Origin of the sequence: Pseudomonas sp. PAMC 26793 (genome assembly GCF_000313235.1) — a bacterium.
Lineage (GTDB): Bacteria > Pseudomonadota > Gammaproteobacteria > Pseudomonadales > Pseudomonadaceae > Aquipseudomonas > Aquipseudomonas yamanorum.
In genome coordinates this window covers 1-22,379 of sequence record NZ_AMXG01000051.1, presented here as the reverse complement: position 1 = coordinate 22,379, position 22,379 = coordinate 1, and the positions used below count along the sequence as shown (strand labels likewise).

32 protein-coding genes and 1 pseudogene are annotated in these 22,379 nt (G+C 56.6%); 24 read left to right on the top strand and 9 right to left on the bottom strand.

From position 1 onward, the window contains the following. Positions 1-69: 69 nt before the first annotated feature. Complete coding sequence (locus D109_RS0126855; RefSeq protein ID WP_017479603.1) at positions 70-492, bottom strand: phage regulatory CII family protein; 423 nt, start codon at positions 490-492, stop codon at positions 70-72. A gap of 81 nt (positions 493-573) precedes the next feature. Continuing rightward, complete coding sequence (locus D109_RS0126850) at positions 574-810, bottom strand: hypothetical protein (protein ID WP_017479602.1); 237 nt, start codon at positions 808-810, stop codon at positions 574-576. Positions 811-922: 112 nt separating this feature from the next. Between D109_RS0126850 and D109_RS0126845 the strand changes: the two genes are divergently transcribed. The 5 genes from D109_RS0126845 to D109_RS1000000133340 all read left to right on the top strand — a co-directional run bounded on the left by D109_RS0126845 (position 923) and on the right by D109_RS1000000133340 (position 3,555). Next, entirely contained in the window at positions 923-1,759 is an 837-nt protein-coding gene (locus tag D109_RS0126845; protein ID WP_017479601.1) for a S24 family peptidase, read from the top strand. Positions 1,760-1,763: 4 nt separating this feature from the next. Continuing rightward, positions 1,764-2,003, top strand: coding sequence for a hypothetical protein (locus D109_RS0126840; protein WP_017479600.1), 240 nt, complete (start codon positions 1,764-1,766; stop codon positions 2,001-2,003). Between the two features lie 384 nt (positions 2,004-2,387). After that, positions 2,388-2,606, top strand: coding sequence for a hypothetical protein (locus D109_RS1000000135045; RefSeq protein ID WP_026078237.1), 219 nt, complete (start codon positions 2,388-2,390; stop codon positions 2,604-2,606). Positions 2,607-2,647: 41 nt separating this feature from the next. Beyond that, positions 2,648-3,115 carry a hypothetical protein gene (locus D109_RS1000000134375; RefSeq protein WP_177325545.1) on the top strand — a complete coding sequence of 156 codons (468 nt, stop codon included), beginning with the start codon at positions 2,648-2,650 and terminating at the stop codon, positions 3,113-3,115. Positions 3,116-3,231: 116 nt separating this feature from the next. Further along, positions 3,232-3,555 carry a hypothetical protein gene (locus tag D109_RS1000000133340; RefSeq protein ID WP_081585402.1) on the top strand — a complete coding sequence of 108 codons (324 nt, stop codon included), beginning with the start codon at positions 3,232-3,234 and terminating at the stop codon, positions 3,553-3,555. Between the two features lie 140 nt (positions 3,556-3,695). Here D109_RS1000000133340 and D109_RS0126825 read toward each other — a convergent pair whose 3' ends face one another. Both D109_RS0126825 and D109_RS0126820 read right to left on the bottom strand, forming a co-directional pair. Further along, on the bottom strand, positions 3,696-4,883 hold the full coding sequence (locus D109_RS0126825) for an ImmA/IrrE family metallo-endopeptidase (protein WP_026078236.1): 1,188 nt from the start codon (positions 4,881-4,883) through the stop codon (positions 3,696-3,698). Then, complete coding sequence (locus tag D109_RS0126820) at positions 4,880-5,656, bottom strand: hypothetical protein (protein ID WP_017479597.1); 777 nt, start codon at positions 5,654-5,656, stop codon at positions 4,880-4,882. The genes D109_RS0126825 and D109_RS0126820 overlap by 4 nt, the downstream gene beginning before the upstream one ends. A 1,677-nt stretch (positions 5,657-7,333) precedes the next feature. Here D109_RS0126820 and D109_RS01000000132185 point away from each other — a divergent pair. Beyond that, positions 7,334-7,582, top strand: a complete 249-nt coding sequence (locus D109_RS01000000132185; protein ID WP_017479593.1) for a superinfection immunity protein — start codon at positions 7,334-7,336, stop codon at positions 7,580-7,582. Positions 7,583-8,099: 517 nt separating this feature from the next. On the opposite strand, the gene D109_RS0126790 is transcribed toward D109_RS01000000132185, so the two are convergent. Beyond that, positions 8,100-8,411: a DUF1654 domain-containing protein gene (locus D109_RS0126790; protein WP_017479591.1), complete on the bottom strand. Its 312-nt coding sequence runs from the start codon at positions 8,409-8,411 to the stop codon at positions 8,100-8,102. A 578-nt stretch (positions 8,412-8,989) separates the two neighbouring features. On the opposite strand from D109_RS0126790, the gene D109_RS0126785 reads away from it, so the two are divergent. Together D109_RS0126785 and D109_RS0126780 are read left to right on the top strand one after the other, a co-directional pair. Next, positions 8,990-9,244, top strand: a complete 255-nt coding sequence (locus tag D109_RS0126785; RefSeq protein WP_017479590.1) for a hypothetical protein — start codon at positions 8,990-8,992, stop codon at positions 9,242-9,244. A gap of 15 nt (positions 9,245-9,259) precedes the next feature. Beyond that, the gene (locus D109_RS0126780; protein ID WP_017479589.1) at positions 9,260-9,835 is read left to right on the top strand and encodes an HNH endonuclease signature motif containing protein; all 576 of its coding nucleotides are present in this window, start codon (positions 9,260-9,262) and stop codon (positions 9,833-9,835) included. A gap of 161 nt (positions 9,836-9,996) precedes the next feature. Here D109_RS0126780 and D109_RS0126775 read toward each other — a convergent pair whose 3' ends face one another. Next, positions 9,997-10,380: a DUF6713 family protein gene (locus tag D109_RS0126775; protein ID WP_017479588.1), complete on the bottom strand. Its 384-nt coding sequence runs from the start codon at positions 10,378-10,380 to the stop codon at positions 9,997-9,999. Between the two features lie 187 nt (positions 10,381-10,567). Here D109_RS0126775 and D109_RS0126770 point away from each other — a divergent pair, with 187 nt between their 5' ends. The 8 genes from D109_RS0126770 (at position 10,568) to D109_RS0126735 (ending at position 15,767) form a co-directional block, all read left to right on the top strand. Beyond that, positions 10,568-10,864, top strand: coding sequence for a hypothetical protein (locus D109_RS0126770; RefSeq protein WP_017479587.1), 297 nt, complete (start codon positions 10,568-10,570; stop codon positions 10,862-10,864). Positions 10,865-10,885: 21 nt separating this feature from the next. Continuing rightward, positions 10,886-11,377, top strand: a complete 492-nt coding sequence (locus D109_RS0126765; RefSeq protein WP_017479586.1) for a hypothetical protein — start codon at positions 10,886-10,888, stop codon at positions 11,375-11,377. 24 nt (positions 11,378-11,401) lie between these two features. Then, the gene (locus tag D109_RS0126760) at positions 11,402-11,653 is read left to right on the top strand and encodes a hypothetical protein (RefSeq protein WP_017479585.1); all 252 of its coding nucleotides are present in this window, start codon (positions 11,402-11,404) and stop codon (positions 11,651-11,653) included. Then, complete coding sequence (locus tag D109_RS0126755) at positions 11,650-12,099, top strand: hypothetical protein (RefSeq protein ID WP_017479584.1); 450 nt, start codon at positions 11,650-11,652, stop codon at positions 12,097-12,099. Before D109_RS0126760 ends, D109_RS0126755 begins: the two co-directional genes overlap by 4 nt. Positions 12,100-12,193: 94 nt before the next feature. Further along, positions 12,194-13,000, top strand: coding sequence for a phage recombination protein Bet (gene bet / locus D109_RS0126750; RefSeq protein WP_026078233.1), 807 nt, complete (start codon positions 12,194-12,196; stop codon positions 12,998-13,000). Further along, positions 12,997-14,622 carry a YqaJ viral recombinase family protein gene (locus tag D109_RS0126745; RefSeq protein ID WP_017479582.1) on the top strand — a complete coding sequence of 542 codons (1,626 nt, stop codon included), beginning with the start codon at positions 12,997-12,999 and terminating at the stop codon, positions 14,620-14,622. Before bet ends, D109_RS0126745 begins: the two co-directional genes overlap by 4 nt. Further along, the gene (locus tag D109_RS0126740; RefSeq protein WP_017479581.1) at positions 14,619-15,212 is read left to right on the top strand and encodes a hypothetical protein; all 594 of its coding nucleotides are present in this window, start codon (positions 14,619-14,621) and stop codon (positions 15,210-15,212) included. The genes D109_RS0126745 and D109_RS0126740 overlap by 4 nt, the downstream gene beginning before the upstream one ends. A 69-nt stretch (positions 15,213-15,281) precedes the next feature. Continuing rightward, positions 15,282-15,767, top strand: coding sequence for a hypothetical protein (locus D109_RS0126735; RefSeq protein ID WP_017479580.1), 486 nt, complete (start codon positions 15,282-15,284; stop codon positions 15,765-15,767). 40 nt (positions 15,768-15,807) lie between these two features. On the opposite strand, the gene D109_RS0126730 is transcribed toward D109_RS0126735, so the two are convergent. Further along, complete coding sequence (locus tag D109_RS0126730; RefSeq protein ID WP_017479579.1) at positions 15,808-16,365, bottom strand: hypothetical protein; 558 nt, start codon at positions 16,363-16,365, stop codon at positions 15,808-15,810. Positions 16,366-16,486: 121 nt separating this feature from the next. Here D109_RS0126730 and D109_RS0126725 point away from each other — a divergent pair, with 121 nt between their 5' ends. From D109_RS0126725 to D109_RS0126710, 4 genes are all read left to right on the top strand, one after another. Beyond that, positions 16,487-17,047 carry a hypothetical protein gene (locus tag D109_RS0126725; protein ID WP_017479578.1) on the top strand — a complete coding sequence of 187 codons (561 nt, stop codon included), beginning with the start codon at positions 16,487-16,489 and terminating at the stop codon, positions 17,045-17,047. Positions 17,048-17,059: 12 nt separating this feature from the next. Further along, positions 17,060-17,662, top strand: coding sequence for a hypothetical protein (locus D109_RS0126720; protein ID WP_017479577.1), 603 nt, complete (start codon positions 17,060-17,062; stop codon positions 17,660-17,662). 66 nt (positions 17,663-17,728) lie between these two features. After that, the gene (locus tag D109_RS0126715) at positions 17,729-18,481 is read left to right on the top strand and encodes a phosphoadenosine phosphosulfate reductase (protein WP_017479576.1); all 753 of its coding nucleotides are present in this window, start codon (positions 17,729-17,731) and stop codon (positions 18,479-18,481) included. A gap of 60 nt (positions 18,482-18,541) precedes the next feature. Beyond that, on the top strand, positions 18,542-18,931 hold the full coding sequence (locus D109_RS0126710; protein ID WP_017479575.1) for a hypothetical protein: 390 nt from the start codon (positions 18,542-18,544) through the stop codon (positions 18,929-18,931). A 338-nt stretch (positions 18,932-19,269) separates the two neighbouring features. On the opposite strand, the gene D109_RS0126700 is transcribed toward D109_RS0126710, so the two are convergent. Next, positions 19,270-19,497 (bottom strand): hypothetical protein, encoded by a 228-nt coding sequence (locus D109_RS0126700; RefSeq protein WP_017479573.1) that lies wholly within the window; start codon positions 19,495-19,497, stop codon positions 19,270-19,272. A 235-nt stretch (positions 19,498-19,732) separates the two neighbouring features. Here D109_RS0126700 and D109_RS0126690 point away from each other — a divergent pair, with 235 nt between their 5' ends. Then, the gene (locus D109_RS0126690) at positions 19,733-20,164 is read left to right on the top strand and encodes a hypothetical protein (protein WP_017479571.1); all 432 of its coding nucleotides are present in this window, start codon (positions 19,733-19,735) and stop codon (positions 20,162-20,164) included. After that, positions 20,161-20,535 (top strand): DUF4406 domain-containing protein, encoded by a 375-nt coding sequence (locus D109_RS01000000132180; RefSeq protein WP_017479570.1) that lies wholly within the window; start codon positions 20,161-20,163, stop codon positions 20,533-20,535. Before D109_RS0126690 ends, D109_RS01000000132180 begins: the two co-directional genes overlap by 4 nt. A 237-nt stretch (positions 20,536-20,772) precedes the next feature. Here the strand turns inward: D109_RS01000000132180 and D109_RS1000000135040 are convergent, their stop codons facing one another. Beyond that, positions 20,773-21,099, bottom strand: a complete 327-nt coding sequence (locus D109_RS1000000135040) for a hypothetical protein (protein ID WP_081585400.1) — start codon at positions 21,097-21,099, stop codon at positions 20,773-20,775. 130 nt (positions 21,100-21,229) lie between these two features. On the opposite strand from D109_RS1000000135040, the pseudogene D109_RS1000000133325 reads away from it, so the two are divergent. Beyond that, positions 21,230-21,957, top strand: a pseudogene (locus D109_RS1000000133325) (hypothetical protein). A gap of 64 nt (positions 21,958-22,021) precedes the next feature. Next, complete coding sequence (locus tag D109_RS01000000132170) at positions 22,022-22,270, top strand: hypothetical protein (protein ID WP_256219590.1); 249 nt, start codon at positions 22,022-22,024, stop codon at positions 22,268-22,270. Positions 22,271-22,379: the final 109 nt, after the last annotated feature.

Here is a 22,379-nt window from a genome sequence, read left to right as displayed (position 1 = left end):
GATTCGCTCCAGTTGTTTACCGCTGTAGAAAAAGCCACCCTCGTCCGGTGGCTTTTTTGTGTCTGCAATTCAGGCCGCCTTTACCGACGAATCCATCACGTCCAGGCTCTGGCGTACGTGATTGATCTCTTGGCGGATCAGGCTCTTTTCGAAAGTGCTTACGTGGTTGTCGTCCAGCGCTTCGTGAACGGCGATCGTCAGGTCGGCGACTTCCTTGCTCACGCTGATCAGTGACTTGGTGAGCGCTTGCGGCTCCGGCGCTGACTTCGATACCAGGTCAAAGCCGAACTCGTTGGCCAGAGCCAGCAGTGGGCGCATATCGCCGGTGTGCAGCAAGATCCCGAACAGATGCTCCACGGTCAGGTGGTGAGCCTCGTTGTCCGGGTTCGCACGCTGAAGCAAGCCAACGTGTGGAACACCCATCTTTGCCGCCAGTACCTTTGCCTCGTTATCCAGAACAGCGCTCTGGCAAGCCCGCAGAAAATCTTCCATTCGTAAAACCTCAAATTTGTTTCCGTGGCGCCCTGCCAGTGGGTGGGCGAAACTTTGTTCATGGATCGAAGGGCAGGGGTATCAGGCGGCGCCGCGCAGGACTTTGTGGGCGAGGTCGAGAAGATCCGGGCGCAGACCTGCGATGGTGATCTCGCCTCCTGATGCGTCTTGAAGGCGTTCCGCCAGGTCAGCCGAGGCCTTTCGATGGCCGCCTGCCAACTGCCACAGGTGCCCTACCGTCGTCTTGGCAGCGGCAGCCACTGACTGGCGCCGTTCGTTTGAAGCGCTGGCGAGCCAGTCACGCAGATGGTCATTCATGGGATCTCTCCTTAAACATGGGAGAAATTTAGCTTATGGCTAATATGGTAGCAAGGGATATTTAGCTTTGAGCACATTTAGCATTGAGCTAAACGCTGGCATTCTTGCCCGCATGGATATTTATGCGATTCGTAAACAGCAACTGATCAGCCTCATAGGCAACCAGCGAAAAGGCGCGTGCGCCGAGCGCTGGGGGATGGCGCCTGCGCACCTGAGCCAGATTTTGTCGGACAAGACAGCGAAGAATTTGGGAGACGATGTAGCGCGGAGAATCGAGGCGATCGAGGGGCTGCCCAGAGGTTGGTTTGACTCCATATCGCCAGGTGAGTCGATAACTCCAGCTGAAGAGCTGACTTCGAGCGATCGCGCAGGCGAGACATCCGCACAGACAGCGGCGGACCAGATAAAGCAGATGCTTTCGAAGGTCAAAGGTTTAACGAGCACGGCTCGTGACAGGATCATTGCGGCCGCTGACGAGTCGAGCAACGTCATAACCGTCGACTTCTCTCGCCCTGGCCAGGTCGGCGATGAGGTGTGGATTGCCCACTACGATGTGCGCGCGGCGATGGGCGGCGGACAGATCCCGCACGAATACCCGGAAATGCTTCAGGACATCAGGGTCAGCCCAAAGCATCTACGCGACCTGGGCGTCACCTTCAAAGAGCACTTCCATCTGAAGATGATCACCGGCTGGGGTCAATCGATGGCTCCAACGATCAAAGACCGCGACCCGCTGCTCGTCGACATCACGATCCGGGAGTTCACAGGCGACGGCATCTACCTCTTCTCCCACGACGACATGCTGTACGTGAAGCGCCTGCAAAAGAAAGGCAAGGACCGCTTCAAGATGATCTCGGACAACAAGCACCACGACGCCGAGGACATCCGGGTTGATGACACCCACATCCTTGCCCGAGTGCTTTACGTGTGGAACGGACAACCGGTGTGACGTTATGGCCCTCACTAAACCCAACCAGCAACTGCGCCGCGACCTGAAAGAGGCTGCGGCGCTGCTCAAATGGTCGGGCGTCGATCTGTTTGTCTTCGCCAAGCGCCTTCTGGCGACAGGTGATGAACAAGGCGCCAACGATCTGATGAAGATCGCGCTGAGCTTTCAGGAGGCAGAGGACAAGCTGGCGGGGTATGCGGATGAGGTGAAGGCTGGGCAAATAATCCGGAGCAAGCCCGAGTAGGCGCATGGTCTTATGCGGCAACCTAAATCGAACTACTGCGAGCTGAGTAGCGCTCGCGTGCACAAGGGAATGTGGAATGAATGCCTTACGGGTCGCGGCACTGATAGTCGCCCCACTATTTGTCTCAGGCTGCTACAGCAAGCTATTTGAAAAAACTGAGTACGAAAAGAAAATCGAAGCCATACCAATGCCAGCTACGGAAGCCGAGCGAGTTGAGCAATGTCGGGAATTCCAGAGGCTCGCAAGCCAGGCGTTTGTTAGAGACGCACTTCAGTTCTCCCCACGTGCCACCTCTGACCTCTGGGTATACGATTCCTCTGAATCCCCAGCGCTTAGACGCCGCCTTAAAGCGATGAATTGCCCTTACCGTGGGTGGCAAGATAGGTGACTGCATGGCGAGAGCAGACCTTCTGGAGCAAGGTAGGGGTCATTGCTTGCTTGGCTTTCCTTATGATGCTCCCCGGCTATTCCGATGTCGCTGGGCTGGGCGGAGGCTCTTCCGGCCGCAAGCGGGTGTTCAGCCCTAATTTCATTGCTCTGTGCGTTTTCGTGGCGGTGGTTGAGCTGATAACGCTGAATTACATCTATGCCGGTGTGCACTAAACGCGTTTAGGCGATTCGCCTTGTAACTGAAAATGGACTTTATGAAAAAAATACTTCTCTCGTTTTGTATCAGCTTGCTTCTCTTGGGTTGCGCCACAGCTCCCGTTGTCCCCGTACCGAAGGGGCTTTGGTACGCAGATAACGAAGACCCTGGCTCGCGATATCATGTATATGTTTATTTCAAAGACGCCAGCAGCTTCATATGGTGGCGTACCACAGAAGCGCAAGCAGTAGTCTTTAAGCGATGGACCTATTACACCAATGACCACCCCGGTGTTAATAACCCCGTTATCTTCACGCGCAAAGGTGATTGGATAAAAGGCGAGCGGCGTATTGTTAATAAAAACAGTGAGGGGGTTCTGCAACTCACGGTTACACAAACTTTCACCGGGCACTTTAGCGGTGACAGCCTGGAAATGGAGCAAAGTGGTAACTCCGTTTGGGCTGATGGAACTCCGGTTTCGCTAGAAACTGTGAGATGGTCAATGAAGCGGCTCAGCGCTCAATAGCAGTAGAGTTAATTTAATCTCGCGGGTGGTCTAAACCTGCCAAACTAACCCCCTGTTGAACGCACGACAGCTCTTGAAAGTCGCGCGAATAATCCGTCAAAAAAAAAGGAATTTAGATGAGATTTACCTTTATTCTGCTCGCGTTTGCCCTTACGGGTTGTACCAACACGCCTCCCTCGCTATCCGAGGGCGCAAAGGGTACTTTAGATGCGCCAATGCCAACATCTGATGCGCAGCGAGTTTGGGAATGTGCCGGAACAAGCAACGTCATTAAAGGGCACGAATTCGTCCTTAAATTGCAGGGCAGACCGGTAGATTCGGGCGGGGAAATCTGGGCGCTCCGGGAACGGGCCAAGCGCATGGGTTGCAGTCAAGCAGAGATGGATGCACGTGATATGGGGAAATTTTCAAGCCCACCTGTTTCTCCACGCCCAAAATGATTAACGAAGTCCGTCGTAGGCTATGCGGATGAGGTGAAGGCGGGAAGGATTATGCGGAGGGTTTATAAATCGAGCGCTGAATTGTTAGCATTACATTGAAAGGCTGGGGGGCGTCGCCCACCCCAGCCCTGAGAAAAAACTCAACCTTTCTTTTTAAACTCGAACACATTAGAGCCCGAGTCATCCTGGAGACTCTTAAGCTTTGGAAGCGGGTTACTAATTAACTTAGGCTGAAACGCTAGGAAACCGTCAGCGAGTCCGCACAGCTGTTCAACATCCTTAACAGGCATCATCAAGTCTCGAACTATCGATACCTTTGTTTTTATTTTCGCATCCAAAATGGCGTTTATTGCTCTCGGCATTAGCCGAACGCTCTCTAGAGCAAAATCATTATCGAGCGGCTCGCCCTTCATCCACCCACGAGCAGAGTAGCTTTTCCTAAGCCTTAACGCCTCTTGCTCACCGATTAACAGCATCTTCTCGGCTCTGTAAATGATCGCAGCTACAGATACATTCCAGCGCCGCTTCAATGAAAGCAAATTCTCCAGGGACGGATATCTTGGAAGCTCTATAGACAGAAGCTCCTCAGGCAGCAAAAGGCAACTAGCAAAATAGTTTGCCTGCTTTTCAATCTCTTTGAGATGTAAAATATCAAATGTCTTTATATTTTTATGAAGAACTACATGACCGATCTCATGTGCAAGGTCGAATCTAGAGCGATAATAGTTACCCTTATCGCTAGAAAGCAGAATAAACGGCCTTTTCTGAGATTCGTCCCACTGAGACAGCCCGTCCATTTTTGTATTTCCTTGATGGACGTGCGCACAGATTATGCCAGCACCTTCTGCTGCCATGGACAGATCAGCTATTGGGCCGAGCCCAAGCCCCCACATTTCCCTGCATTTTAAAGCAGCTCTCGCTATCTCGGGAAAATCTAGCTCTCGGTGATCGGTGACCTCACAGCTAGGTAAATTCAATTCAGGCCAGTCGAGCCAAGTAGACAGATACCCTGCAATCTCCTGCAACCAATCCATCCTTGTTCCAGCTTTCCCGCGCAGATCGCTGCTCGTACTCGCTAGTGTTCTATAAAAAACTGGCGATAGCGGCTTGCTTGAGATTGGACGAGTAAACCAGGCAACCGGAAAGCCAAGCACAAAAGAAATACTTTCGAGAGCCTCTGACTCGGGAGCACTCTCTCCTTTCTCCCATCGCGAAATAGAAGAAGACGATTTTCCGATGCGCTCGCTCAACTCAAGCCTGGTCAGTGAAGCCAGTACTCGCGCCTGGGTGAGGCGAGCAGGTACAAAACCCGAGACTCCGACTCTCATGACTTATCTCTGGATTCCGATGCTTCGATTTCGCTAATCACTTCTTTCAATCGAATTACTGCCTTATCTTTCAGTACGGCAGGCTGTTCTACAGCCGGCACATCTGAGTACTTTGTCAGAACTTTCGAGCATGGCTGAAGATAGTGCCAGCCTGAAAGATCGCTATATGGAACTCCGACTTGAAGATCAATCATCCGGTCTTGATCGAGGTTCTGCTTAGGATTTACGTTAACTAAGAGCAAGCCAAGCGTGCTTGAGGGAAGCATATGTACAGTTGGTGAAAACAAATCGTGCGTGACACCCTCAAGCCTTGCGTTCAATGCTGCAATCAGCGCTCGATGCTTCGCCCCTCGAGGCAGAGAACTACCTTGATTCACGCCAATTCGACCAAGCTGAAGAGGTCCAGACCTTAATACAACGTAGTTCTCCCCCGAGTTATCTGCCTTCAAATCTAGGACTTCGAGCCCGGATGACTCGGCGATGCTCCGCATGGTTGAGCTCAGCTTATAGTGCCTAGCCTGCGGCAATGCCCTGACAAGTTCATGCTTATGAAGCTGCAAACGTTCGGTCATAGTGTCGTACGCCATACCATATGCCGCATGCAGATCGTCCAATGCCCTGACCCAAAAATCTCTTGGGAAATGAGCTACCAGTAGGCTCTCAACCTCTTCTTGAATATCAATTTTGGCCATATCTTGATCAATTCCCGCAATCTGGATTTTCTTTATTTTTTCACCGTTAACCGATAATAGCACGCTCTGGACTTGCAGCAAGTCGGCACCTAATCTTTCCGATCAAGAGAAGAGCTCCCGGCCCAGCGCCGGGCTCCTTGTTTGTGCCCTTCGTCGTGCCACCATTGAGCTGGCAATCCGCGTGATTGCACACTGGGTGCGCTGAAGGATCGGCGCCCCAAGTGTCAAAGAGAGCCCGCCACAGAGCGGGCTTTTCTTTGCCTGAAATTTGATCGTGTGAAGCGTGACCGCTGCCGGGTTTCTTGTCTCGGCCATTCACTGCCCGCTACAAGATGCTCGCCACCCAGCCGCGCTCGGCACGATTAGATCAGCCCGCGCGGCGAAGGCGATCTTCATGATCGCCTCTACTCCTCTCGACTGCCTTCAGATACTGATCCGTTATCGCGGACCACTACCGGGACCACCGCCAGGGCCCCCACCAGGTCCACCGCCTTGACCGTGGCCACCGTGACCACCATCGCCACCACCTCCTGGCGGCATAAAAATCCAGCATCCCGACAGAGAAGACAGCAGAGCAACAACTGCTGCAACCTTGACCAATCGATTTAAAGTCATAACTACGCTCTCTATTCAGAAACAGTTGATTCGCGTGATTTATGACAGCTGCAGAATGGGTTACGTCATATTTTTCGTGTAGCGACTTGGTAAGCTTTGTGTTGCAAACGACAAGGACCAATCGCAGCAGCCAGCACACCACGGGCTTTCTGCTTTTGCGACATCCTTTTCACCTGGCATTTACAGGGCCGGGGCCAAACTCCCCCTACTCCTTTGAAGAATTCCCTTTAGGCCCGCCCATAAGCGGGCTTTTTTTTGCCCGCGGCAACGTGTTCCACTCTCCGAAATGGAGCCATATCCAAGCCTGCCCTGGAGGTTTAACTCACTCCTGATATAAACAGGCGGTCGGAATGAACTTCTAGACACCGTGTAGAATCGAACTGCCATCACGCCACCTTTCGTAGTGCTATGTACATAGACGACAACGCCCAATTGATCCAAGCCTTACTGAAGCAAATTCATGCTGTGATCAAAATTGACTCCGTGAACTTGGTCGGCGATCAGGGCCTTGTTTTATTTGGTCTGCGAGAGATGATCACGCTGGGGATGGTCTCAGGGGCTTATCACTACAGCGTGGATTGCGACCCTATTGGTCCGCTCCTCTCATCTGTCTCGGGAGTTTCCCTGACAAAGCGCGGGCTCATCTTCACCGAGCGATAGGCCACCATTTACACACTTCCCCTGGCAGCTAGGCTTAGGTGTTAACGCCTATAATTACGGAATCTTAATGGACGCGCTAAGCAAGCTCGATCTCGAACACCTCCTTTCTGGTCGGCTTCCGCAGTGCACTGTCACATGCTCGATTAACGAAGACGGGTGCTTGTCGATAAACGTGGCTGGACCAGGCACAAACCAGTTCACCATCTCACAGATAGAGCGCAGCCATTATTGCGGAGAAGAGGGAATCAATAAGCTTGTCCGCGAGATCCTGGAAGAGATGGTGATGTCACGACAAGGTACCCATCTGCTCGACTAGTGAGCCCGGCCCAGCGCCGGGCTTCTTGTTTACGACCATCGAACGGATAGTTTTTTCTTCGTTTCACTATCCAAATGCGCCTATGTACATTGATGCTATTACGCCGCCTACCGGCGTGATCGTATTCATGCGTAGAGGGCGGATCGGTGAAGGTTTTTTCGCTTGGTATGCTGATTCCACTTTGCGGATTCAGCTATTTAGGTATTAGCGGCGGCAACGAGGTCGCGCTATTTGCCAATATTCTCTTCTTCTCCAGCGCTACGGCGTTGTATTTCTACCCGTCGATATGTGTAATCGGCCAGGCTAGGAATGTGCGCATATCGGTATTCAAGCTGAACCTGCTAGCTGGGTGGACCGGAGTCGGCTGGTTTTTAGCACTTTATAGGGCTTTAGTCCTTCCTGCTGCGGACGAATAATTTAGCGTCGAGCTTCTTGTATCTGCCCTACCCCGACCCGCCCATACATTGCGCAGTGCTGCAAAGCAATGCTCCCGCGCGCTGCACAAGTATTCTCCACTCATCACTGTCGATGAGGTCCGCTCGCTCCATGGAGTCGGCCCGCCTCAGTAATTCAAAGTATTTATCATCTGGGTCCATTCGACCTCCAGCCACCGCAGAAAGCTCGCGCCAGGCTGTCAGGGCCAATCTTCGCTGTGCCTCTCTCATTGGGGCCTCGATCACGATTATGATTGAATTCAGCATAGTCGCGGCGGCAAGTATCAAGTCGAGTTTTAGACCAATGGTGGCTTTACGCCATGATGCACATTTGGTTACCCCGGCTCTTATTGAAAGCCTTTAAGTCCGCCCTATCCATCGCGGGCTTTTCTTTGTCTGCCTTGATCCTCGCCTAGCCTGGTCTAAGCTCATTTAGTCGAGCTACCACTCCCCCTCTATGCTCGACTTAGGCCCGCACATGCGGGCTTTTTGTTGCCTGTCAGAAAGGCGCCGCCTCTTCTTCTGGCTGAAACTCGACCTCTCCCCTCCCCGCTACCTCGACTTCCTGCTGCTCCCATCTCACCGTCACGCTGCCGTCATCATTGAGCGTAAGCTCAAGCTCGTCGGTTTCGGCTATCACCCCTAGAACCTCTTCCCACTCTCGATCCCCGTCCGTGTCCAGGCGGTGAATCGTCACCCAGCGCTGCGCCTGCGCGACCGGGTGATTGATCATCGATGAGACGCGCAGACCCAGGCGCGCCATACCGCTCATTTCCTGTCGTGCTGCCGGTGCCGCCTGCTTCTTCGCCATAAAATCCCCTCCCGGTTAAATGCTGTATATCCATACAGCTAATGGAAAAATCATAGCTCACTGCTAACTGACGCGTAAAGCGTTTATGAACCTCAGACATCGGCTCGGCGAGACCTGGCGGATCGCAATATTTTCGCCCATCGCTAAATATTTAGCTTGGAGCTATTGACGATATTTTAGCTTGCGGCTAAATTAACTCCATCGCAGCGACACACAGCCACTGCGAAGGGCCTCCGCCCGCCGCTCTTTAAAAACCTGAAATCTTCGCGGATCGATCCCCGGAAACGGGAAGCCCTTGAGGCATCGCCAATACGGCGAACAGCGCGAAAAACAAATTCGATCCCCATGCCAGCTCTGGAACTGGCCGTGCTCACCAGATGTGAGTACGCGAAACCACGCAAGCCGGTCGGCGAAGAACACCGTCCACGAAATGTGTGACGCCGGCCAGAGATATGAATCGGGCGATGCGCGTGGTGGAGAAATGAACTACCGAGGATTTCTCGGGGGTTCAACTGGACAGCATCACTGAGCAGCCTTCTCGCGAGGGCTGCTTGGGATGACAACCGGGAGTAAGTGAAATGCCGAAGTACATGCTCGACTACATCCGGCTTTGCCGGGAGTGCAGCCTGGATCTGCGCACGATCGGCAACATGATCAGCATCGTTATTCCAACTCTGCAGCGTGAGGCAGCCGGACTGCGCAGTGCAGTGAGCGAATTTTCCGGGCAATTCCCTGAGCTTGAGCAAGACGCCGAATTGCTGGAATCGGCCATACACGCCGGGCTCCAGCGCTGCATGCAGCAGCCACGCCAGCAAGAGCTGTTCGCCGCATGACGGACCTTTTCACTGATGCCCATCCAGAGCGGTGAGCATTGGGAAAACAACCGGGAGTCACTTATGACGGCAAAGACTTCAAGTTTGACCCAAGAGAGGTTGAAGCAAGTGCTGGTATACGACCCAGTCACCGGACATATGCATCACCTGGGAAGAATGGGCGTAAAGCACGGCTCAAAGGCTGGGGCTAGTGATATCGAAGGGTATTTAGTGGTTCGGGTTGACGGGGTCAAGCATCGCGCCAACCGGCTGGCTTGGCTGTACATGACTGGCGAACACCCTGACGGACAGATCGACCACGTCAATGGCATTCGCTCGGATGACCGGTTTTGCAATTTGAGATTGGTCTCCAACAAGCAAAACGGCAGAAATCAACGGCTCCAGTCAGGCAATAAAAGCGGAGTGACTGGTGTTTGCTGGCACAAGAGGTTCGGGAAGTGGATCGCTCAGATCCGCGTAGATGGGAAGTACATCTACCTGGGGATGTTCGCCGATATCAATGACGCAGCCGCAGCCCGTAAGGCAGCAGAGCTTGAGTACGGATTCCACGCTAACCATGGAAGAGCTTCTGCTCAGTACCGGCACCTGTAGCAGCCACGACAGCCTGTCGTTAACTGCCCGATCCTCTCTATGAGAGCGCATCGGACTGCTCTCCACCTTTCACGGCAGGCTTGAGACTGTTCAAGAACCTCCACCGGAAGCCTGAGAGCAGTCCGATGCGTACGAAGGCGCGGCCTAGCCGCTTAAACGCATCAGATCGCAGGAGAGTCAGCAAGCCTAGCATCGTGATTTCGGGTATTGACCAGCAACCATATCGAGCTGATCAAACAAAGAATTATGACGGCAATAGAAGCGGGCAAATGAAACTGATGCGCGCCAGCCAGAGCGAGTCCGGCATGGATAACGAATGTCAGCGTACCTAAACCAGCGCAGATCTTGGCAAAGAACGACGCGCGACTCGTGCCCAGTAAAACATGCCGATACCCAATCATTAACACGGGTATGACTAAGGCATTGAAGAGCAGAAAGCCTTGAACACCACCGGGCAAGAAAAACAACTCCCACTCGCGCCAAAAGGCAGCATCTATCTGATGAAGGACCAGTAAAAGCATCGTCAAAAAGTAGCTTCTTTCCATTTAAGCAGCCCCATAGGGAAAGTAATGATCATCCATGTATGCAGCGCTTGGATGATATTAGCTGCCAAGACAAAACGCTAATGCCCCTGTGCGCCTCTACCCGTCAGCACTCCTCCCCGCGCCCATCGGCAACCAGCGGGAGGCATGAGTGTTGACGAATACAGGTGAACCAACGAACGGAGAAATTATGGCCAAGAAGGTTGGCGTAAAAACCAGGAGCGCCCAAATCGGCGTTCGAATCAGCCCCCGCGTTAAGTACATGCTTGATGTAGTGGGTCGCATCCAGCGCCGAACCATGAGTGGAGTTATCGAATCGGCTCTTTTGGCTTATGCCAAGTGCGACGAAGAACGCTTAGCCGACCAGACATGGTCAACGGATGAAAGCGAACGATTGCTCAACCTTTACCGAGCAGCGCCTCACCTTCTGTCATTCGACGAAGAGATAGAGGCCAAGCGGCTAATCGCGGCCAAAGCCACCGCCTAATCCCAAGCACTGGAGGTCGCCATGAGCGATTGGATTGAATACACCGAGCGCCAGCCTGAGACGGCGGGCGCCTATCGTTGGAGACTGCCTTCCACCGGCACGCCCGGCCTGTTTGTAACGTTCCTGGCTCACATGCGCCTCCGTGGTGCCGGTTACCAAAACGTTGTATCGCCCTCGTTTGACTACTGGGACGGCTACCGGCTTCTGTTGCCGCAGGGTGTCCAGTGGCAGTCCGCAGAAGGCGTCACTGATGTGCAGTGGCACGGCTATGGCGAGGTGGTCGTAGAGGGCGTCAAGCCATGCGCTTGCCCGTACTGCGAAAAGGTGCCGGCGCTGAAAGGCGCCAAGCGCTACAACGACGGCACGATGAGCCATGGCGCATCGCCGCACGAATACAGTTCCTGGTGGCTTGAGTGCTGCGCTTGGGCTCGTACGCCCCACTACCAAGACCCGCGAGACCTTGTGGCGCGCCGTGATGCAGCACTCCACCGCCTTACACAGCTCGCCGAGTAACCTGCCCCCCCCCTGGAGACGACCATGAACCAAAGTCACCACGCTTACTGTGATGTAGCGCTCGCAATGCACCAGCGCCGCAATATGTCCTTGGCCCTTTGTCTTGGGCTGGTCGGCTCCAGCGCTCCGAAGAAATCGCCGCTTTTTCGAGTCATCCCGGCCGGGAATGAGTTCTTCCACGTCGTTGATTCCGCCACCGGCAAGGTGAAAGGGTTTCGCCGCAACCACAACGAAGCCTGCGCCCTGGCTCGCCGCCTTGAAGGAAGTGAATCATGATCGACTTTCTCGAGACACCAGAGGGGCCCGACTGGCTCCACGATGCGATCAACTCGCTGATCTGCGGCGACAACGTCACAGCGCCCCGAGCCCACGGTAAGTCGGTCGCCCTGGTCACTCCGCAGTCGTTGTGGGAAGCACTTGCCGAACACCTCGGCGCGCAGGAGCACATCGCTCCGCTGCTGACCGACAATCGTGAATACCCTATTGAGCGCATGATCTGCGCAATCGTCGCCGACGGCCGCAGGGTACACGGCGGCGCCCATGATCTTGCCTGCGAGGCGATGGGCCAGCCAAAAGGCAAGTACAGCCCCACCGCCCTGCACGATGTTGCTGAGGCGCTGATCAGGCCGCACGCCAACGAATATGGCCGGGCCCGCGCCGAAGAGGTGGCAGCGGATCGCGCCGCCGACCTGGCTGAGCAGCGCAAGGCCGACGCGGCGTGACATCAATCCAGCGCCCTATCTGATCGAATCACTCAATAACCAACACCTTCAATCGCTGCGAGCATCGCGGCAAGGATTCCCTATGTCCGCAGTAATGAAGCAGGACGACAACACGCCTGCGATGTCGGAGGCCGCGCTCGTTGAAGTGCTAAGCAGCAGCCTCTACCCCGGCGCAGAAAAGAACTCTGTAGTGATGGTGTTGGCTTACTGCCAGGCCGCGCACTTGGACCCAATGTTGAAGCCGGTGCACATCGTTCCGATCTGGAACTCGAAGACGAAAAAGATGCAGGACACAGTGATGCCCGGCATCGGCCTTTACCGCATCCAGGCGGCACGCACCGGCCAGTACGCCGGAATCAGTGAGCCAGAATATGGCCCCCCAGTAACGGCAAAGTTGAGCGGCGTAGAAGTCACGTATCCCGAGTGGTGCCGCGTGACCGTTAAGCGGCAGATGAGCAACGGCCTGGTTGCCGAATACACGGCCAATGAACGCTGGCTCGAAAACTACGCGACGTCGAGCAAGGACACTGCGGCGCCCAACGCCATGTGGAAGCGCCGGGCATTTGCCCAGCTCGCCAAATGCGCCGAGGCCCAGGCCCTGCGCAAAGCTTTCCCTGAAGTGGGATCGGCGCCAACCGCCGACGAAATGGAAGGCAAGACCTTCGAGGAAGCGCCGCGCGATGTAACGCCAAAGCCGTCGGCGGCCAAAGAGACTGAAGCAAATCCAAGCTATTCGGATGAAAAGTTCGAAACGATGCTTCCGACCTGGCAGGCCGGCATTGACCAAGGAAAGACCAACTCGGAGACGCTGATCGCGTTTCTTCAATCCCGATACACGCTCAGCGAAGCGCAAATCGACAGAATCAATCGAATGACACCTATCGACGGAGAGTCAGCATGAAAATCCATAACGTAGCTCAAGGCTCCGCCGAGTGGCATGCGCTGCGCGGCAAGCACTTCACCGCATCCGAAGCACCGGCAATGATGGGCGCCTCGAAGTACCAGACCCGCACAGACCTGCTGATGTTGAAGAAGACAGGCATTGCGCCAGAAGTCACGCAGTCGCAGCAGTACATCTTCGACAAAGGCCACGCTACCGAAGCGATGGCTCGCCCCCTGGTTGAGGGGATGATCGGCGAAGAGCTGTATCCGGTCGTTGGGACTTCAGGCAACCTGCTCGCCTCGATGGATGGCGCCACGATGCTCGGCGAGACTCTGTTCGAGCACAAGCTGTGGAATGAGTCGGTTGTCGCCCAGGTGAAAGCGGGCGACCTGGCTCCGCACTATTACTGGCAGCTTGAGCAGCAACTGCTGGTGAGCGGCGCTGAGCGGGTCATATTTGTTTGCTCGGACGGCACGCCGGAGAACTTCGTGCACATGGAGTACCGGCCCGTCGCCGGGCGCGCGGCCCAGTTGATCGAAGGCTGGAAACAGTTCGAGGCAGACCTGGCCAACTTCGAAATGGCCGACGCGCCTTCAATCGTAGTCGGCAAGGCGCCTGATGAGCTGCCAGCCCTGTGTATCGAGCTGACCGGCATGGTCACCGCCAGCAACCTGAAGGTGTTTGAAGACTCGGCCCTGGCGGTCATCGACACGGTGAAAACCACACTCTCCACCGACCAGGACTTCGCCGACGCGAAGAAGGCCGTCAAATGGTGTGGTGACGTTGAAGAGGCTGTCGCTACCGCCAAGAAGCAGGCCCTGTCGCAGACCCAAAGCATCGACGAACTGTTCTCGTCGCTGGATCGTATCAGTGCCCACGCCCGCGAGACGCGCTTGAAGGTCAATAAGCTCGTGCAGGCCCAGGAGCTATTGGTGAAGACCACCATCAAGCAAAAGGCCGAGCTCGCACTTGCGGAACACATCGCCGGGATCGACAGGACGTTGGGCCAGGTGGCGCTGCCTCATGTGCAAGTCGACTTCGCTGGCGCAATGAAAAACAAGCGCACCATCGCCAGCCTCCAAGACGCGGCCGATACCGAGCTGGCCCGGGCAAAGATCGACGCAAGTCAGGCAGCGGACAGCATTCGCTTGAACCTGACCAGCCTGGCGGAGCTCGCCGTTGATTACGCCTTCCTGTTCAGCGACGTGCAGCAACTGGTGACCAAAGCCAACGATGACCTGGTGACGCTGATCAAATTCCGAATCTCCGAACACCAGAAGGCAGAGAAGGAAAAGGCCGACGCGAAGCGCATTGCTGAAGAGCAGGAAGCCCAGCGCCTGGCGGCCATCAAGCCAGAGCCGGTCGTGGAGAAGGTGGCGACGCCAGAGCCGGTCCGCACCGCTCCGGTCCAGGCGGCACCCGTTGGCCAGGCCACAAAGCCTGCGGCGAGCCACACCGTGGAGCAGGTAGCGCTGCAGGCCAACGTGACGGACTTCGAGGCCCTGGTGAAGGCCGTGGCATATGGTCAGGCGCCGATCACCGTACTCTTGGTCAACTGGGAAGCGCTCGACGCGATGGTCGCAGCGCAGGGTTCAACCTTCAGCATGGCCGGGGTGACGCTGGCCAAGGCGGCAGCATGATCAGCAACCACCTCAGCCTGGTCGAGGCGCTGCGCCCGGCCTCGGATGAACTGGCGGCCCAGGTCGCCAAGTTCCTGGCCGGCGGCGGCCAGATCGAAGAAGCGGCACCCATCGGCTACAAGCCCAAGCCAATCACCTACAGCAACCAGATGCCGCCGGCGCCGAAGCCGTTTGTTCGGCGACGGGTTGAAGCAGCTCCCCTGCCCTTGCACTCGAAGGATATTCGCCAGCAGGAACGCGACGAACTTGCTGAGCGCATCCGGGAATTGGGCACCACGCACACGCAGACAGAAGCGTCGGCTGCCCTGGGCCTGAGCCGGCGCACCCTCTACAGCTTCGCAAGGGAGTACGGCATCACCTTCAAGAAGCCGACCCGGGGCGGTGCCAATGGCGCAGTTCGAAGCGAACAGGTCCAGGCCCGCGACGCGAAGTACGCCGAGCGGATTCGCGTCTTCCTTGAGCTGGGCATCACCCGCCGCCAGTGCTGCGGAAAGCTGGCGATCGGCAACAAGGCCTTCGAGCGGATCATCGCCGCCCACGGCATCGACTACCCCAAAGCGCAACGTGGCAGCACTTCATGCGCCGCATAGCCCTCTCCCAGCAACGCAAACGTCAAACCTGGCTCGCACTGCCGGCCAGCGGAATAGAAGAGGTAGGCCATGGCTGCCGAACAGAAGGAGCGCACAGCCAAACTTGCCGAGAAACGGCAGGAACTGGGCGAGCAGGAATTGCGGCACACGGTCCCGTACGGCACCCGGCAGATGCTCGACGAGCTGATGCGCTGGCATGAGATCGAGGAAGTCAGCGAAGCGGTGCAACTGCTGGTGCTGAATGTTCGGGCCGAGGATCTGCCGCCGGCGCCGCCGAAAGTCAAAGGCCCGTCCGACATCATCCGCCACTACTTCCGCGAGAGGATGCGTGAACGACTGGCGGCGCTCACCGCCGACCTGGGCGAGACGAAAGACCGGTCCACCATCTGGCGGTTGATCGCACACGCTCACTCGCTTGGTGCCGAGAAGTCCGCCTACCTGCTAGCAATTCCGCGCCACGATATGACCGTATCTGAAAATGTGGCGCGTAAATTACGGCAAGCAGGCTTCGCCGAATCGCTCCAAATGAACGCCGAAGACGACGGCGACGAATAACCCACCCTACTCGCTGCATCCGGTAACGGAAGATGGACAGCTATTCCCCGTGAATTTCTTCTGATGTAGGTCTGGGTGCCCCCGTCGCGGCAGCCAAATCGCAGACTTTTACCGCGACAATCAGGTGATCTTGAATCTCAGAGAGCATCACAATCCATCTCTTGCGATGAATCTCACGCGCCTCGACAATGCTCCAAGAGTGATGCGAAAGCATCGCGTTAGCGTCACTAGTAAATGTCTGAATCAGACCTAACGCCCTTGCTGCTCGTTTTGCTGCGTGATTGTCCAAATGAAGTAGAGGATACAAGTCCTCTATGGTAATCGCCTTGGCCATCACGTCGAGTTCCTGAATACCAAACAAAACGCTTAGGTACTGATCAGGAGGGTCTTCATTATTGAAGGCAAAACAAAGAAAAAGATAAGACACCTTTCGCTCAAGAGCTGAGATTGGACTGAGCATCTTGGCGGCCACCAACTGAGCTCGATCGGTTTCAATCCGGCTACTTGCCCTCATTGATTGAACGGAAAACCACAAGGCAACACCTACCGCTGCCAACGTGCCAATAGCCGAGAGCGCCTCCCACACTGATCCAGCCATATCCTTACTCCTTTTCGAGTGGGGCGCACGAGACGCACTCCTTCGCCGAAGACACATACCCCAACCCCAACCAAATTGCCACCACCGGTCACGGAGGGCGGCGCCTGACTGGAGATAATCCATGAGCAACTACATGTACAAGACCACCGCCCCGGCCGTGGTTGCCGCGGTAATCGCCTGGGAAGCCAAACGCAAAGAGTGGGACGCCCAGCGCGCCAAGCTTGGCCAGGCGTTTGGTGGGGCGGCCTCGCCGATGCGCTCAGGCAATCGAAGCTACGTCGGCGGCGTGAAGATCAGTGATAGCCGCGAGCTGGACGTGCACTGGTGCCGCCCCGACCAATACGGGTACCGCTCGCTCCGCTCCAGCTCCAAGCCTGCGAAAGGAACGCCAAAGGAGGCGCGCGCCACCCAGGTCGCCGAGCATGAGCGCCTGTCGGCTCTCTGGAAGGAACATTGCCCTGCCAGCATCGATATGGACGAAGCCTGGGAGGCGATCGGCCTGAACCCGGGCGCACTGTGGATGTGCGGCGGTGTGTTCTTCGAGCTGGATGGGGTTGTTTACCTGAATCTCGGCCTCAGGCTTGAGGATGGGCACGAGAACATCGAAGGCGCCGCCGAGATCCTTGGCAGCGAGTTTGAAGCGGCTCGCCAACTGGTGCTGGATCAGCGGAAGGCTGCCTAAAGGGAGAGTGCCATGGACAAGAACACCAAGATCCTGATCCCGGAGATCCCGGGCGAGTGGACCCAGCGCCAGCGTAACGGCAGCCTCAACGTGTGGAACGGGGCGGATCATCACCGATTTCACCGTACCACTACTGACCTGCCTGAAGTCAGCCTGCGGCCCCCGGAAAACGGCCTGTATGCCGAGCGTATCGATGGTGCTTGGTACTGGGTATCCGGCTGCGCTAAATGCAACGGAACAGGTGAGAAGTACAGCTACTCGGTGTGCGACAAGCACAACGTTTGCCGCCTGTGCAGCACCCACCGCTCGAAGCTCACGGAAACTCCATGGGGCCATCCTGACGGCTTCACCTGCAAACCTTGCCAGGACGCAGAAGACGCCGTTGTGAAAGCCGAAGCGCTGGCCAAGGTAGCCGAGAGCGAATACGACGAGTGGGACTATCGCAGCCAGGATGAATGCAAATGCCCGCATTGCGCCGCGGTCATCCACATCGAGTCTGAAGATTACGGCGACAAGAAAATGACCTGCGACACCTGCGGCGGCGAGTTCGAGCTTGTCACTGAGTACACAATTCAGTTCACCACGACGGTGATTGGCGAACGCCTCACCGCTTGATCCGGCTCCATGCCGGTCACTCGTAATACCCCATATCAACGAATCACGCCAGCCGGCGAGGTATCCATGAAACTCAATTCTGACGTTGAGGCCCTGGTGGCTTCCGGCGCGCTTTTTGTCGCCAATCATTCGGGCGGCAAGGACTCACAGGCCCAACTGATCAAGCTGCTAGAGGTGATACCCGCCAGCCAGCTGATCGTCGCCCATGCCTGCCTGGGTGATATGGAATGGCCCGGCGCGCTTGAGCTGGCGCGCGACCAGGCGGCAGCAGCAGGCATCCCCTTCATAGTCGCCAGAGCATCCAAGACCCTGCTGGAAATGGTCGAGCGGCGTTTCGAAAGTCGCCCGGAGGTGCCGAGCTGGCCCTCCGCATCCACCAGGCAATGCACTAGCGACCTCAAGCGGGGCCCGATCCAGCGCGAAGTTCGCCGGTATGCCAAGGCCAACGGATACAAGGTGGTGGTCAACTGCCTGGGCCTGCGCGCCGAAGAATCCCCTGGGCGGGCCAAGCGCAAAGAGTTTGGCCGGATGGGCATCAGCAATTCGGTGCTGACCTGGTACGAGTGGCTGGTGGTGCACGACATGAAGACCGAAGAGGTGTTCAGCACCATCGCCGCCGCCGGCCAGGCGCCCCACTACGCATATGCCCAGGGCAACGAGCGACTCAGCTGTGTGTACTGCATGTTCGGCAGCAAGGGGGATCTGCGCAATGGTCGCCGGCATCACCCTGGCCTGCTGGCCCAGTACGACACCATGGAGAAAAGGACCGGCTACACGATGCACATGAGCCGCATCCCCTTGGTCGAGCTTTCTGCCTGACAGACTCAATTTAATCAATCACGCCAGCCGGCGAGGCAGGCGCACGCTTGGAGATACCCCATGAGCACCTTTGCAGTGTTTGGAATGACCCTTGATGTCGCCATGGCCGAGGCCAGGAAGACCGTCAAAACCACTCGGCCCGACCCAAAGCGTCCCGGTCACAAGATAGAGCTTTCGGTCGAAGACTGGCTGATCAAGGTCACCCAGAAGGCCGAACAGATCATGGGGGGGGTCAGGGTAAAGCAGCTCAGCCCACTCTTCGATGCACCGCAGTATGCAGAGCACTTCATTGAGTTGGCGCGCAAGGGCAGCAAGTGCCGCGACATGCGGATAAAGACCAAGCGCACGCTGCTCGACGCACATGGCGAACAGCTCATCAACCCGAAGACGAAGGCGCCAAAGGTTGGGTTTACGGAATGGCCGCCGAAGCTCGAAAGCCAGGCCGCCTGACCGATGCCGGAATTCCGGCATCGGGCTCAGCGGCGCTTAGATATCGCTCCGACGGCGCGGCGCGTCTCGAAGCGCGCTCAGCTGGGCAGCAGTGAATCGCCAGATAGATAGCCTGTGGAATTCGAACCCGGCTGAGGTATGCCGTGTTTCCTCAACGAACTCCACCAAAACACCGCCCACACCTTTGAACGTTTTCAGTTGCTGACTCATTCTCAAACCCTCTATTCATACAAGATGACAGGCCACACGAATGATTTCGGGGCCTGCTAAATCATGATGAAAAAAATCTGAGGGTTGTATACCTGCCCGAAAGCCTTGAGATAGAGCCATTCTAGATTTTAGATAGCGGCGACCAGCCGGCCCCCGACCTCACGCCCAGCAACCTGCGCCAGGCCGCGGTCAACATAGGTTCGTTCACCCGCAACAACCGGCACCACCACCTCACCACTGCGCTTTACCTCGACGTTGATACGCCAGGTCTCCCGGCCTTCCTCGTCCTTGTCGCACTCCATGTAGTTCCAAACCTGAAAGCCTTCGATCTCATCGTAAATATCGTGCTTGGTCATGGGCCTTCCCACTTCAGAGAAGGCCCATCGTATCACCTCGGTTCATCGGCCCCCGTCTTTGTCACCTCCGTCTTGGTCGAGTTCATCGATGAGCCGAAGGATGGTTATGACCAGCCCCAGAAGACGCTTCAATCGTCGCATATGCAAAACCTCAATGGATGAAAGAGGTAATGCGCATCAGCAACTTATAAATGCCCTACTCCAACGCCCGGGCATGGCCCGGCAAGGACTCCCCATGCCTACAGAAAACAAACTCACCCTGAAGCAGCAACGCACGGAACGGGTGAACCAGGTGATCCGGATCATCGGTGCCCACGGCCGCCGGTTCTTCTTCAACCAGGTCGCCAATCGTTACGCGAGAATGGAAGTGGATCACCGCGGCAAGGTCTGGTTCATCGACGACTACAGCGCGCGGCGGATCTTCACGCACAAAACAACCTGGGGTGGCCGGTGGCGAGGCTTCAGCCATGGCGGCACGCTTCGGTCGCTCGTTGAGGAGTTCCGGGATTACATCCGCACCGGGGAGCCAATGCACCTTGGTTACCTTGGGCCTGAGCGGTTCGGCGACAGCAACATCTGGGGTTACGACGCCGAAGGCATGAAGGCTGTGCGCGAGCAGGCCGGCGCCCTTCCGGTGTTTCGCCAGCCAGTCGCGGAGGCCGCATGAAGCGCATTTACCTCAGCGGGCCTATGACCGGCCTGCCCGGCCTCAACTTTGCCGCCTTCCACGCAATGACCACCAACCTGCGCGCCGGTGGCCACACCGTCACCAACCCCGCCGAACTCAACCCCGACGGCGGCACCTGGAACGACTGCATGCGCCGCGACATTGCCGCCCTGATGGACTGCGACACCGTGGCCACCCTGCCCGGCTGGGAAAATTCAAAGGGTGCCCGCCTGGAGGTCCTGATAGCCGAACGCCTCGGCATGACGGTTGTGAATGCCCATGATCTGGCGAGTGACACCTACCAGGTCAGCCCGCCACCGGTTCATTCAGGAAGTTGTTCCAGACTTCGTACGCGTCATGGTGGCGTTTAGTCGCCACATCCCACTCGATACCCCCCATATCCCGGGCGGACACAAGCATCATCATTCCGATAGTTGCAGCGTCCAGCTCAAGTAAAAGGAGGTGGGATTTTTGTCTGAACTCTTCGTTGACGCTCATCACTGGTACCGCCTGTGATGGGTCTGACTCGGAACTGCGAGTCGGTATACACACTGATGAGTATGGACGCTCGCAAGACTAAAGAAATATTTAACTTAGCGGGCTATCAATCAGGCGCTGGGTTTACGCCCCCTGGATCGCGGAGCTTGGCCGTCGGATGTCCGGTCATTTGTACTCGTTGTGACACGTCCCATCGCATGACTTAATCCCCAAGCCATAGCTTGGGTCATGGTTTCACCGGGACGAGAGTCGAAGGCCTCTTCAAAAATCATCACGCCTTTTGGACCGTAGGCACCAACGAACAACTGAGTGTGTCCAAGGCTTGAGGTGCGCACTTGGATATTGATCAGCGTCCCATCGGTGAGCCGCTCGTCATGAGATCGAGCGTGCAAGTTAGGATTGGCCCAGTTCCAATATGTAACGCCCCTGATCCTCATGGGTTTTGTCCCTGAATTGATAGGTGCGGATTATGCTCCTTGAACCAACTTGAACGAAATACCCCGTAAGAATTAAACCCCCTCCAACTCCCCCTTCAAAGTCAGCCTCTATAGCGGCAAGGACGAAGTCATGCCTGAAATAAAGGAACGCCCCATCCTGTTCTCGGCGCCGATGGTGCGCGCCATCCTGGAAGGCCGGAAGACGGTCACGCGCCGGGCGGTGAAGGTGCAGCCCGAAGTACGCATGGTCGACATGATCGGCCCAATGCTGACTTTTAAAAATAAACGCGGAGGCCACTGGCTTTACCCAAATGCCAAGCAGCAAATAACCGCAGACTGCCCATACGGACAGATCGGCGACCGCCTGTGGGTGCGCGAGACCTGCCTTATCAATGATTTCCGCGACGGAGGGGTGCCCGAGGCTGAGCGCGCAGACTGCCAGATCATCTACCGGGCCGACGGACCACCCGACTGGGGGGCGAAGAGGAACTGATCCGGTGGCGACCAAGCATTCACATGCCGCGCTGGGCCTGCCGCATCCTGCTGGAAATCACCGCTGTGCGCGTCGAGCGGTTGCAGGACATCAGCGAGGACCAGGCCAAGGCAGAGGGTTGCTTCTTCACCGACTATGGCCAGCAGTGCGCCCATGGCGGCACCGGCTGGAAAGACATAGGCATCTGTCCGGCGGTGGTCGGCCACCAGCAGCGCACCGGATGGGCCTGGGACAAAACCACCAGCCATGAGGAATGCCTCGGGAGTCCGCGCTGGGCGTTCGCCAATCTGTGGAACTCCGTCGGAGGCAGTTGGGACGCCAACCCGTGGGTCTGGGTGGTCGAGTTCAAGCGGGTGACGCCATGATCTTGCTCACGGTGCCAGCCACCCTCTGGTTCGCCTACGCCTTCATCTACAAGGGGCCGAAGCCATGAGTAATTTCATGCGCCGCAAGGCGGAGGCCTGGCTGATCCTGCTGGCCGCAAAAATCCTGATCGGTCGCAACGTCCAGCGCGCAGCAGTGGTATCCCGCCCCGACAACAACGACGACATGTGGAGCATGTCCGAAAGGCTCGAAGACATCGCCCAGCGCGTCAGCAAGAACTACCCCTCACCCCAATCCCCCTGCGGGCGAGGTGCTCACCCAGCAGGGTTAGCCTCGCCATCCATAGACCGGTAAAGAGCCTCTCCTGCTGGGTGAGCGCGGCAAAGATACTCTCAACTGATAATGATTATCAAATATTTCCGACAGCCGCTCAGCGCGGCAAGGACACCCCATGTTCGCAATC